Raw genomic sequence first — 12,708 nt, forward strand, 5'->3', positions numbered from 1 at the left:
CTTTTGAACTTAATCTTCTTGCTGAACAGCTACTGCTTCTCTAAACTCACTCATTTTTTGTGTGAATTTCACAATGAAATCCAACCATTTATAAACGGGTTCCTTGCGCAGCTGCAGCGAAACAGTTAATTTACCTTTGTTGACTGCCATATTGGCATGCAATGGAACATCTTGCAAGGCTTTAAAGATATCTTCTCCTGATAATATATTTGTACCAGCCACAGAGAAGGTTAGTTCAAGCTCATCCTCTCGCCGTCTGATGAGTTCGATCAAGGCCTTTTCACTATACATCTTGATCAGACCGATCGTCACTAAGTCTGCAACTTCATCCGGAAATTCTCCAAAGCGGTCAATCAAGTCGTCTTGCAATACCGTATAATCTTCTTGACTCTTCAACTCACGTACGCGTTTATAGATCTCAATTTTTTGACGTTGGTCATTGATATACGTATCTGGCAGATAAGCGTCGATGCCCAAATCGATTTCAACAGCTGTTTTTTCTTGTTTATCTTCTTTGCCTCGCTTCCGCATCACTGCTTCACTCAGCATTTCTGAATAAAGGTCAAAGCCGACTGAATCAATAAAGCCGTGCTGTTGTTTCCCAAGCAAATTGCCGGCACCTCGAATGGATAAGTCACGCATGGCGATCTTAAAGCCAGATCCCAGCTCTGTGAAATCTTTGATCGCTTGTAGCCGTTTTTCACTGACTTCATTCAACACTTTGTCTGGTTGGTACATCAAGTAAGCGTAAGCGACGCGGTTGCTGCGTCCGACACGTCCTCTTAGCTGATAAAGCTGTGATAAGCCCATATGATCAGCATTTTCTACAAACAATGTATTGACGTTCGGCATGTCGACACCCGTTTCAATGATAGTCGTTGTCACCAGTACATCATACTCGCCTTCCACAAATTGATACAAGATATTTTCCAATTGAGCTTCTGTCATTTGCCCATGAGCATAACCGATCCTCGCTTCAGGGACCAATGCTTTCAATTCTTCGACTCTTTTTTCGATCGTTGCCACACGGTTATACAAATAAAAGACTTGTCCGCCGCGTGCCATTTCCCGCTCGATCGCATCGCGGATCGCCCCTGGATTCTGTTCCATCACATACGTTTGAACTGGATAACGGTTTGCAGGAGGTGTTTCGATAACAGAAAGATCACGTACACCCAGCATCGACATATGCAAGGTTCTTGGAATCGGAGTTGCGGTCAATGTCAACACATCTACCTGAGCTTTCAACGCCTTCAACCGTTCTTTGTGTTTGACACCAAAGCGCTGTTCTTCATCTACTACTAATAAACCTAAATCTTGAAACGCCACGTCTTTTGACAGTAAACGATGGGTCCCGACCACGATATCGATCTGCCCTTTTTTCAGTCCTTGGATCGTTTCAGTTTGCTGTTTCCGTGTTCTAAAGCGACTCATTAAAGAAACCTCTACTGGAAAATCCGCAAAACGTTCTACTAATGTCTCATAATGCTGTTGAGCTAAAATAGTTGTAGGAACTAGAAAAGCAGCTTGCTTACCTTCCTGCACACATTTAAAAATCGCTCGAATCGCTACTTCTGTTTTGCCGTAGCCCACATCTCCTACGAGCAAACGGTCCATCGGTTTCTTGCTTTCCATATCTTTTTTGATCTCTTCCGTACTGCGCAATTGATCATCTGTTTCTGTATAAGGAAAAGCATTTTCAAATTCTTTTTGATAAGGGTTATCTGGCTGAAAAGAATAACCGGTTTCTTGTTCACGAGAAGCATACAATTCAATCAATTCGTCAGCAATGTCTTCAACTTTACTGGCGACTTTTCGTTTCGTTTTTGCCCATTCTGTACCGCCCAGCTTATTGACTTTCGGCGTTTTGGCTTCAGACGAAACATACTTTTGCAATAAGTTGATCTGTGTCACAGGAATAAACAATTTGGCCTCATCTTTATAGATGATACTCATGTAATCCTGATGTACGCCGTTGATCTCAAGCGTCTCCATCCCAGTATATTTCCCGATCCCATGGTTCACATGCACAACATAATCTCCAGGGTTCAGTTCTGTATAACTCTTTAGTCGTTCAGCGTTTGACAAGTTTTGTCGTCTGGCTTTTTTCTTTGTGACTTTATTGAATAATTCTCGTTCTGTCAATACGACTAATTTATCTTGCGGCATCTCAAAACCATTCTTCAACTGACCGATCAAGATTTGTGTTTTTGCCGGTTCGATTTTGTCTGGCGAAACAAGTTTATTGTCAATATCAAAATCCACGAACGTTTGATGAACTTTCTGGGCGCGTTCTGCATTAGGAACTAAAACCAATACCGTATATTGTTGCTTTTCCCAACGATCCATTTCTGTTTTCAACAGCGGCATTTGGCCAAAGAATTGCTGCATACTGCGGTATTGAAAAGGATGGATCGCATCAAAGCGCAAATTCCCCATTCCTTTTTGAAAAAGGGCAAAGTATAAACGGTCTTGGTTTACTTGCTTCATGACTTGTCGGAAATCATGTGAAAAAGTCTGCTTCTGTAAAATCTGCCGTTCCGCTAATTTAGTCGTGACCCACTCTGCTTCTTCTTCTACAAGACGTCGATCAGTTTCCAGGATACGTGGATATTCATCTAATATCACCACGCCATCTTTTGCCAAATAATCCAATAATGAAGCTTTTTTTGGATAGACATAGTCCGTATAGACTGCTAACTCTTCTGTTGGTTCTCCTTCGTTAAAGGCATCTAAAATTGGTGTGATCTGTTGGGTAAAGGCTGCTTTAGCCTCTTCTTCTAATAAAAGCGCCAAGTTGCGTTCTACTGCTTGGCTGAACTGTTCTGCATTTGCTTTCAGCAGCTTTGCTGGATAGATCGTATCGCTAGCCGGTACGATCGTGATCTGTTCGACATTACGGATCGAGCGCTGGTCTTGAACATCAAAAAAGCGCAGAGAATCTACTTCTGTATCGAATAAGTCAACACGGACTGGATGATCTTCTGTTAGAGAATAAATATCAATGATGCCGCCGCGTATACTAAATTCGCCAGGCGCAGCAACCAATTGCTGGCGAATATATCCCATATCCACTAAGCGTTCTGCGAGATCGGTTGGATCCAACTCTCCGCCCGCCTCGATCGTAAAACTCAACTCCTGCCATACTTTTTTCGGCGGCAGGAATTTGCGGATTCCGGCTAACGGCACGATGACGATTCCCGGTTTTTTAGACAACAGAAATTTTAGCGCTCCTACACGCTCGCTGCGTGCTTCTGGTGAGGCCGTACTCATTTCCGCGTAAATCATTTCATCAACGGGGAAAATATGCAGTTGTTCTTCTGCCACTATCCCGCTAAAGTCTTCCAGCAGTTGATGCGCTTGATACAAATTTGGTGTGATGACAATGGTTGGCTTCTGCTTTTTTTTCAGCAGTGAGGCGATCACAATTGTCCGTGCTGAGCCAGACAGACCGGTGACCAGCTGGCTGCTGTTCGTGCCGATCTGCTGAACCATCGCTTTAACATCACGGGTTTCAGCTATTAATTCTTCTATATCTGCCATTCTTTTTCCCCCAACTATCTTTTCCTCGCTTTTTTATTTCTTAATTGTAGTGACTCATCGTGTCTAGGAAAGTATGACCTTCCAGCCAATAATCAGCAGCTGAAGCCCCTGTTTTTACTGCTTCCAGAATAGGTGCGTGCTGATCTTTCGGAAAACTGCTCAACACGTGTTGGACAACAGTTTGACCAGGCATAGGACGATCGATACCGATTCGGATCCGGTTAAAGTCTTGTGTACCAATATGCTGGATCATGCTTTTGATTCCATTATGTCCCCCCGCACTGCCTTTTTGCCGCAAACGAATTTTTCCGACCGGCAGATCCAAATCATCGTAGATAACTAACAGGTCTTCTAATGCTATATCATAATAATCCATTAATGGACGAACTGCACGTCCGGAATCATTCATAAATGTCTGCGGTTTGACTAAAAGAACTTTTTCACGATTGATTCTTGCTTCTGCATACACTGATTCAAATTTTGTTTTATTAAAAGCTGCACCATGTTGATAAGCCATTTCATCTAAAGTGATAAAACCGATATTGTGTTTTGTATCACGGTATTTTGCTCCCGGATTCCCCAATCCAACGATCATCTTCATTTCTTATTCTCCTACTTTCTATTTTTCATCGCCACTTGTTTAAATTATTGTCACGATCATGATCAAAAGGCAGCATTTTTCCCCGCTCTTGGTCTACGCAAGAGCAGTTTAAACACAAAAAGAGCTGCACGAAAGATTTCGCCCAGAATTTGCTGCTTCTTTTTTTATCTGCAAACAAGTATAGCACATCTTCAGCAAATTCGTCGAGAATCAACCGACGTGCGATGAAGCTTATGGTATCTTGCTTACGACCAATTTTTTTTAGCTTTCATCTCTTAAAAAAGCGTAAAAAAACTATTTTGTACAATAATGTACAATTCAACGTAAAATTTGGGTTTTTGCACTTGTTTTTTTAGTCAAAGAAAAACTTTTTGTTTGATATCTTCTTTGTTTATTGAAAAAACAAAGACAAGATTTCCATTTTTTAAGCCCTGTTTTTTTGCTCAGATTTTCACCATTTTCTGTAAAAAAAGGCCTGTTCACAAAATTGTCATAATTATTTCTACCGTCTTTAACTTTCAGAAAATTTCATGCAAATTACCTATTTCACAATATTTCTCTTTCATTTCCCTTCTCCTCCTTTCCAGAACAAGCTACTTCATTGAAATTAAATTCCTGTAAAATTTTTACTGTATGACGTATACTGAACTTGTACGTTGATTGATCAAAATTGGAGGGATTTTTAATGCCACAATCAGAAACAAAAGGCCATCAAAAAATTATCCTAATCGGAGATGGCGCCGTTGGTTCAAGCTATGCTTTCGCACTTGTTACCCAAAATATTGCACAAGAATTAGGGATCATCGATATCAATAAAGATCGGACTGAAGGAGATGCGATGGACCTGTCACACGCCCTAGCTTATACTTCGCCTAAAAAAATCTATGCTGCCGATTACAGTGATTGTAAAGATGCAGATATCGTCGTGATCACAGCTGGAGCAGCACAAAAACCAGGTGAAACACGTTTGGATCTTGTGGAGAAAAACTTGAAAATCTTTAAAGATATGGTAGGTCAAGTAATGGAAAGTGGATTTGATGGGATCTTTTTGATTGCGTCTAACCCTGTCGACATTTTAACTTATGCAACTTGGAAGTTCTCTGGTCTGCCAAAAGAACGCGTGATCGGTTCAGGTACTTCTCTAGACAGTGCTCGGTTCCGTCAAGCTATCGCTGATCTGTTAGACGTAGACACACGTAACGTCCATGGCTACATTTTAGGAGAACACGGCGATACTGAATTCCCTGTTTGGTCTCATGCCAATGTTGCAGGTCTGCAGATCTATGAATGGATCAATGAAAACCCTGATGTAAATGAAGAAGCCCTAGTAGATGTTTTCTTCCAAGTACGTGATGCTGCTTATGAAATCATCAATAAAAAAGGCGCTACTTTCTATGGAATTGCTGTTTCTTTGACACGAATCACTAAAGCGATCTTAAATGACGAAAATTCTGTTCTTCCTCTATCTGTTTACTTGGATGGAGAATACGGACAAGAAGATATTTATATTGGCTCGCCTGCTGTGATCAACCGTCATGGTGTTAAAAAAGTTCTTGAAATTCCATTAAATGACGCTGAACAAGAAAAGATGGAATTGTCTGTTAAAACATTAAAAGAAATCCGTGACCAAGCATTTGAAAAATTGGGTCTATAATCTATTCGTTACATGAAAGAAGAGGCTGGAAATTGCTCCAGCCTCTTCTTCTGTTATCTTAACCTCATTTTTTCCTGCGCATTGTCCTTACCAGCAATTTTACGCGTGACTTGTCATTATCCTTAAAAAAAATGGCTCTTCCTCTCCTAAAGTTGGTAAAGAAATTTCCTCCGATCGATGGGCTACTGAAATTTCTAGAAGTAGGATTCTAACAGGTTTATCCTTAAAAAAATAATTTTTTAATGACCAATTTTAAATGTTGTAGAACCAAAAAAATAAATCATTACAGTGATCGTGACATTAGAAAAGCGAAAAAGCCTTTGTATGCACTCAATTCGAATGTTTATAAAGGCTTTAATTTTGTAGGCGTTATCTACAATTAATATGTCTTTACAGTGGAATAATCATTTCATCTTGTCCACGATCTTTTTCTCCATCAATGGTTTTGATTTCGATCATCAGCTTATGCGGTAAGCAAATAGCGGACTCCCCTGGTTTACTGATCCATCCTTTGCGTACAGCGATTTGATCAGGACTATTGTCTTCTTTTACTCGAATACGTTCTCCATCTATCTCAATAATATTGTACTGATTCTTGCTTGGATGAAAAGTCAACAATTCATGAGGGGTATCACTATTCAGTTCCACCTCATGCACTTCTTTTCCATCAATGGTCACAACAGCAACAAGCGATCCTTCACCTTCTGTCTGTACTTGCTGATAAGCAAAAACAGCATGCGGCAGAAAAGAGGCCAACATGAGCACAACGATGATCACGATGTCAAACGGGCGAACCTGCTTCATTTGTTTTTTCAGCTTTTCCATAACTTGGCGCTCCTTTAGAACTCTTGTGATTTTGTTCACCATGATTATAGCACAATTCTTTTTTTACGGCTACCTCAGCTACATGCCGATGAACAAAAACGTTTCTCTCTCAATAATCATCATTATTTAATCTTTTTATCATTTTAAGCTTTAAATATTCAGAAAATTATGTTAAATTAGAAAAACATAATAAAAAGGGGAGATGGAAATGAGAAAAACAAATCAATGGCTTGCCCTAGCAGGCGCCGCTTTATTATTAACAGCTTGCGGCGAAGAAAGCAGTGAAAAGGCAGTAGGAACTGAAAAAGAAAAGCAAGTGGTTCATTACACTGCGCCAACCGAAATGGCAACGATGGATACAGTGTTAATGACGGATATTAACAGTTCCAACTATTCAGGTCATACAATTGTCGGTTTATTAAAAATAAATGAAAAAGGTGAACCTGTACCAGCGATCGCTGTTGATATGGGTACCGTTTCTGATGACGGTTTGACCTATACATTTAAGCTGCGCGATGATGCTACGTGGTCAAATGGCGACCCCGTGACAGCCAATGATTTTGTTTTTGCTTGGCAACGTTTAGTTGATCCAGCAACGGGGGCTTCTTATGCTTACTTAGCTGAAAACATCGAAAACGCACCCGAGATCATGACAGGCGATAAATCACCTTCAGAACTTGGGATCAAAGCCTTAAGTGACTATGAGCTGCAAATCACGCTCACACAGCCGACACCTTACTTTAACTCATTATTGGCCTTTTCTCCTTTCTTGCCTCAAAACGAAGCCTTTGTTGAAGAGCAAGGCACCCAATATGGCACAACCAGTGAGGCTATATTGGCTAATGGTCCATTTGTCATGGAAGATTGGGATGGGACGGGTCTCACTTGGAAACTCGTAAAAAATGAGGAATACTATGATGCTGATGAAGTGCATATCAATGAAATAGATGTACAAGTCTTGAAAGAAACTTCTACAGCTGTAAACTTATTTGAAAGCGGCGAAGTTGACAATGCTCAATTGACAGGTGAAATGGCAAAAGTTTATAAAGATGACCCAAATGCGGTGATTCATGAAAAAGCACGTACTTCTTACATCGACTTCAACTACGAAAATGAACAATTGCAAAATCAGAATTTGCGCAAAGCGATCTCGCTTGTGATCGATCGAAAAGAACTGGTTGATAGCGTGATTGGGGATGGCTCAAATGATATCTATGGATTTATGCCGCAAAACTTTGCAACCAATCCTGAAACAGGTAAAGATTTCACTGAGGAAGCAACCGACTACTTCGATTACGATGTTGAACAAGCAAAAGACCTCTGGGAAAAAGCTAAAGATGAGCTAGGCACTGATACATTGACCCTTTCATTTGTTGGTGATGACGATGAAAAGAGCAAGAAAATCAGTGAATATGTTCAAGGTCAGATTCAGAACAACTTAGACGGTATCAGCGTTCAATTGAGAAATGTACCTAAAAAGAACCGCCTGGAATTTGCCAATAAAAATGAATTCGATTTGCTTTTGACTGGCTGGGGTGCCGACTTCAGAGATCCGGTCAACTTTATGGATCTGCTTTACAGTACTTCTGCTTATAACGAAGGCGGCTATGCAAATGAAGAGTTTGATGCCCTTCTTGAAAAAGCCAAATCAGAAGATGCCAACAATGAGGAAGCACGTTGGCAAGATATGATCGAAGCTCATGATATTGCCATGGAAGAAACCGCAGTCCTACCATTGTATCAAGAAGCTGAAGTTCAATTGCGCAACCCAGCGCTCAAAGGGATCAATTTGCAACCAGTTGGAAATGAATTTGATTTAAGCAACGCTTATCTGGAATAAAATAGTCGCGGTGCTTTAGGGTGAAGATTCCTTCAAAAACTTCTTCAACAACTCAGTATCGTGAATCTTAAAACCGCTAAAAATGGCAGCTTTACTGCCTAGCAAAAAATAGTACCCCTTTGCAGTTCTCATCGCTGCAAAGGGGTATTTGGCATCTTATTGAGTTACTTGCTGATTCATTCGAAAGCCTTAAAAGTAGTCAGCAATCTCACTAGCTGGGATTCCATTGCTCAACAATACCAGCAGTTTGATTCTCGCTTTAGGTCCGTTTAGCCCATGCGTAAAGATGATACCTGCCTCTTTCAGACGCTTTCCGCCGCCAGAATAATCGTACACATCTTGAGCTACTCCATTGAACGAACGAGAAACAAGGACGACTGGAATCTGATGATCCAATATTTTTTGCATCGCAGGCAATGTAGCGGGCGGTAAATTACCTGCACCTAAAGCTTCAATGACCAAACCGTCTGTTTCAGGTTGATCGACCGCCTCAAAAAGCGTCCCGTCCATTCCTGCATAAGCTTTCAACAAATAAATATCTTTATCGACTGAGTGAATGGAATAAGTTTCATCTTGTGTTAATTGTTGGAAGAAACGTACTTCATTTTTTGAAATCAAGCCAATCGGTCCGAATGTAGGCGTTCGGAATGTAGCCACATTTGTGGTGTGGGTCTTTGTGACATACCGTGCTGTATGGATCTCGTCATTCATGACCACTAATACGCCTTTATTGATCGCTTCATCTGAAAGAGCCACCCACACAGCGCTTTGAAAGTTATATAAACCATCTGCACCGATTTCATTGCTGGAACGCATAGCACCTGTCACTACGATAGGAACCGTTGTTTCCAACGTTAAATCTAGAAAATAAGCCGTTTCTTCTAATGTGTCTGTTCCATGTGTGATCACCACACCATCTGCTTCATGCGAAAGGATCGCTTCTTCGATTCTTTCTTTCAGCTGCAACATTTCTTTAGGTGTGATATGAGGAGATGGCAAATGGAAAAAATCTTCTACGATTAGATCGGCCTCCTCTTTAAAAAGATGACTATGCGTGTGTAGCGGATTTTCTGAACTTGGAGAAACTTTTCCTGTCGTTTGATCTTCGCTCATGGAGATCGTACCGCCTGTATGCAACACGAGTATTTTCTTCATTAAAAACTCTCCTTTCGTCCGGGCTCATAAAAAGCAAGTCCTGCTAAGATAAAAAAATTTATCCCTTCAGCCTAACCTGTCTCAATCTAGTCGAACAAAAAAAGCCTATATGCACGCTAAGCAGCACACATATAAGCTTTCATTATTCCGTATCTCTTAATCTGTGTTGTGAGATGAGAATTTTTGTTCAAACAATGGGCTGACTGATTTATTTTCGTGAATGCGTTTGATGGCATCGCCCATTAATTCCGCAACACTGACTTGTTCGATCTTGTTAGATAGTTTACTTTCTGGGAGGTTGATCGAATCAGTAACCACAACTTTTTTCAAAGCCGAGTTTTCAATACGCTCAATCGCAGGTCCTGATAACACTGGATGTGTGCAACAAGCATAAACTTCTGTCGCACCTGCTTCTGACAAAGCATTAGCAGCTAGAGTGATTGTTCCTGCTGTATCGATCATGTCATCGATCAAGATGCATTTTTGTCCTTTTACATTCCCAATAATATTCATCACTTCAGCAACATTTGCGCGAGGACGACGCTTATCAATAATCGCGATCGGCGCTTTTAAGAATTCAGCCAATTTTCTAGCGCGGGTCACACCACCATGATCTGGCGAAACAACAACCGTATTTTCGTCAGCAATATGATTGTCTGAGAAGTAGTTGGCCAACAATGAAGCTCCAAGCAAATGATCGACCGGCATATCAAAGAAGCCTTGGATTTGAGAAGCATGCAGATCCAACGTTAAAATACGATTGGCACCTGCAGCGGTGATCATATTCGCTACCAGCTTAGCTGTGATGGGTTCTCTTGAACGAGCTTTACGGTCTTGGCGTGCATAACCATAATAAGGCATGACAACATTGACCGTTTTTGCGCTGGCGCGTTTTAGGGCATCGATCATAATCAATAATTCCATCAAGTTGTCATTCACTGGAGCAGATGTAGATTGAATGATATAAACATGATCTCCACGAATACTTTCCTCGATATTGATACGGATCTCGCCGTCACTGAACTGATTGACAGAGATTTTTCCCAGTGTCAATCCAACAACGCTCGCAATCTTCTCAGCTAACGGGCGATTGGAGTTCAATGAGAATATTTTTAACTTTGGATCGGAATAATGTTCGGACATAATGACCTCCACTTTCTATTTTTTAAAACCTATAGTAATCAAGTTAATGTTAGTCATTTTTCACAAATAAATCAAGTCTAATTCTTCATTTCTAATCTTTATGCGGCATTTTGTTAAAATAACCTAATTTATTGACTTGACGGGCACGCGCGATCGCCAAAGATTCGCTTGGCACATCATCCGTTATTGTAGAACCTGCTGCGATATATACATTCTCTTCCACTGTTACAGGTGCAATGAGGTTGGTATTGCAGCCGATAAAGACATTGTTGCCGACAGTAGCTCGGTGCTTAGCTGCACCATCATAATTCACAAAAACTGTCCCGCAGCCAATATTGATGTTTTCGCCTAAGTCTGCATCGCCGACATAAGTCAAATGACCAACTTTCGTGTTTGCGGCAATCGTTGCATTTTTCACTTCTACAAAGTTGCCAATATGAACGGACTCGCCGATTTGACTATTTGGACGCAAATGACTGTAAGGTCCGATATTGCTATCTGCTTCCATTACGGCATCTTCAATATTACTGCTCGTTACCTTGACTCGGTCCCCGATCCGACTATTTGAAATCTCAGAGTTTGCTCCGATCAGGCAATCTTCTCCGATCACTGTCTTCCCTTTCAAAACAACGCCTGCTTCGATCACTGTATCCGCACCGATCTCTACTTCGCTATCGATATAGGTTGCAGCAGGATCGATAAAGGTTACGCCATTGCGCATGTGTTGTTCATTGATTCTATGGCGCATCAATTGTGTCGCTTTTGCTAAAGCTACTCGGTCATTGACGCCTAGTGATTCTTCTTCTTTGTCCATTTGATAAGCGCCGACGATCTCACCCTTGTTTTTTAAGATCTCGATCACATCCGGCAAATAATATTCTCCTTGTGCATTGTCGTTGCCGACTTCTGCTAAAGCTTCAAACAATGCAATATTATCAAAGCAATACGTACCCGTATTGATTTCTTGCACTGCCGCTTCTGCTGGCGATGCATCTTTTTGTTCCACGATTTTTTCAACTGCACCATTTGCTTGACGAATCACCCGTCCATAACCTGCTGGCTCTTCTGCATGTGCTGTCAAAATCGTTGCTTTCGCTTGGTGTTCTTCGTGATGAGCAAATAAAGCTTCTAACGTTTCTGATGTCAAAAGAGGCGTGTCTCCGCAAATAACCAACACCGTTCCTTCTTGCCCTTTTAGCTGTTCTTCAGCCTGCAATACGGCATGTCCAGTTCCCAACTGTTCTTCTTGCAAAGCATATTGTGAACGGCTGCCTAAGTAATCTTTCACTTTTTCAGCGCCAACGCCAACAATGGTTACGATTTGATCCACACCTGTTTTCTCCACTTGGTCGATCACGTGCCCTACCATTGGTCTCCCTGCTACAGGATGCAATACTTTATATAATTTCGATTTCATTCGTGTGCCTTGTCCAGCTGCCAAGACAACTGCAAATTTTTTCGCCATTTTCTTACTCCTCGCTTTATATCGCTCAATATTTTTTATCTTCTTTCGTTTACGATCCAGCTTTTTTAGGCCAAATGCAAAAAAGTTCAATATCATTCATCTGAATGGGTTACATTTCCAAACTGTTTTTATCATAGCTTAATCAACAATATATTTCAAGAAAGCATTGGGTTATCTAGGTTTATTTTTCCTATCTCTACTATGCCTTCTTTGCTTTTTCATCCTAATGGTCTACCTTCCATCGCATGCTGACTGTATCGGAGGATAATAGAAGCTGCTTGCTGGAAAAGGTAGCGATCAGCATCGCTTCCGATTTTTTCTCAACCCGCTAAGAGTATATACGACTTCCGATACGAGAACCGCAAATGCATTTCAATTAAACTGGTCAACTTGTTCACAGGACTACCTTCTGTGAACGAGTCGCTGCAGCTTTTAGTTGGACTTGTTCACAGGACTACCTTCTATGAACGAGTTGCGTCAGC

At 41.0% G+C, this 12,708-nt stretch carries 8 protein-coding genes; 2 read left to right on the forward strand and 6 right to left on the reverse strand.

Going from position 1 to position 12,708, the window contains the following annotated elements:
• Nucleotides 1–9 precede the first annotated feature (9 nt).
• Together mfd and pth are read right to left on the reverse strand one after the other, a co-directional pair.
• Nucleotides 10–3,543 carry a transcription-repair coupling factor gene (gene mfd, locus BM057_RS08775; protein ID WP_092093033.1) on the reverse strand — a complete coding sequence of 1,178 codons (3,534 nt, stop codon included), beginning with the start codon at nt 3,541–3,543 and terminating at the stop codon, nt 10–12.
• A 40-nt stretch (nt 3,544–3,583) separates the two neighbouring features.
• Nucleotides 3,584–4,144 carry an aminoacyl-tRNA hydrolase gene (pth, locus tag BM057_RS08780; protein WP_047389814.1) on the reverse strand — a complete coding sequence of 187 codons (561 nt, stop codon included), beginning with the start codon at nt 4,142–4,144 and terminating at the stop codon, nt 3,584–3,586.
• Nucleotides 4,145–4,829: 685 nt separating this feature from the next.
• Between pth and BM057_RS08785 the strand changes: the two genes are divergently transcribed.
• On the forward strand, nt 4,830–5,798 hold the full coding sequence (locus tag BM057_RS08785) for an L-lactate dehydrogenase (protein ID WP_047389813.1): 969 nt from the start codon (nt 4,830–4,832) through the stop codon (nt 5,796–5,798).
• 390 nt (nt 5,799–6,188) lie between these two features.
• On the opposite strand, the gene BM057_RS08790 is transcribed toward BM057_RS08785, so the two are convergent.
• Nucleotides 6,189–6,623 carry a NusG domain II-containing protein gene (locus tag BM057_RS08790; RefSeq protein WP_047389812.1) on the reverse strand — a complete coding sequence of 145 codons (435 nt, stop codon included), beginning with the start codon at nt 6,621–6,623 and terminating at the stop codon, nt 6,189–6,191.
• A 208-nt stretch (nt 6,624–6,831) separates the two neighbouring features.
• Between BM057_RS08790 and BM057_RS08795 the strand changes: the two genes are divergently transcribed.
• Nucleotides 6,832–8,463: a peptide ABC transporter substrate-binding protein gene (locus tag BM057_RS08795; RefSeq protein WP_092093035.1), complete on the forward strand. Its 1,632-nt coding sequence runs from the start codon at nt 6,832–6,834 to the stop codon at nt 8,461–8,463.
• Nucleotides 8,464–8,652: 189 nt separating this feature from the next.
• Here BM057_RS08795 and BM057_RS08800 read toward each other — a convergent pair whose 3' ends face one another.
• The 3 genes from BM057_RS08800 to glmU form a co-directional block, all read right to left on the reverse strand.
• Entirely contained in the window at nt 8,653–9,618 is a 966-nt protein-coding gene (locus tag BM057_RS08800) for an asparaginase (protein ID WP_047389810.1), read from the reverse strand.
• A 156-nt stretch (nt 9,619–9,774) separates the two neighbouring features.
• Nucleotides 9,775–10,761, reverse strand: coding sequence for a ribose-phosphate diphosphokinase (locus BM057_RS08805; protein WP_092093038.1), 987 nt, complete (start codon nt 10,759–10,761; stop codon nt 9,775–9,777).
• A gap of 91 nt (nt 10,762–10,852) precedes the next feature.
• Entirely contained in the window at nt 10,853–12,226 is a 1,374-nt protein-coding gene (gene glmU, locus BM057_RS08810; protein ID WP_047389807.1) for a bifunctional UDP-N-acetylglucosamine diphosphorylase/glucosamine-1-phosphate N-acetyltransferase GlmU, read from the reverse strand.
• Nucleotides 12,227–12,708 lie beyond the last annotated feature (482 nt).

Origin of the sequence: Pisciglobus halotolerans (genome assembly GCF_900113675.1) — a bacterium.
Classification (GTDB): Bacteria; Bacillota; Bacilli; order Lactobacillales; family Carnobacteriaceae; genus Pisciglobus; species Pisciglobus halotolerans.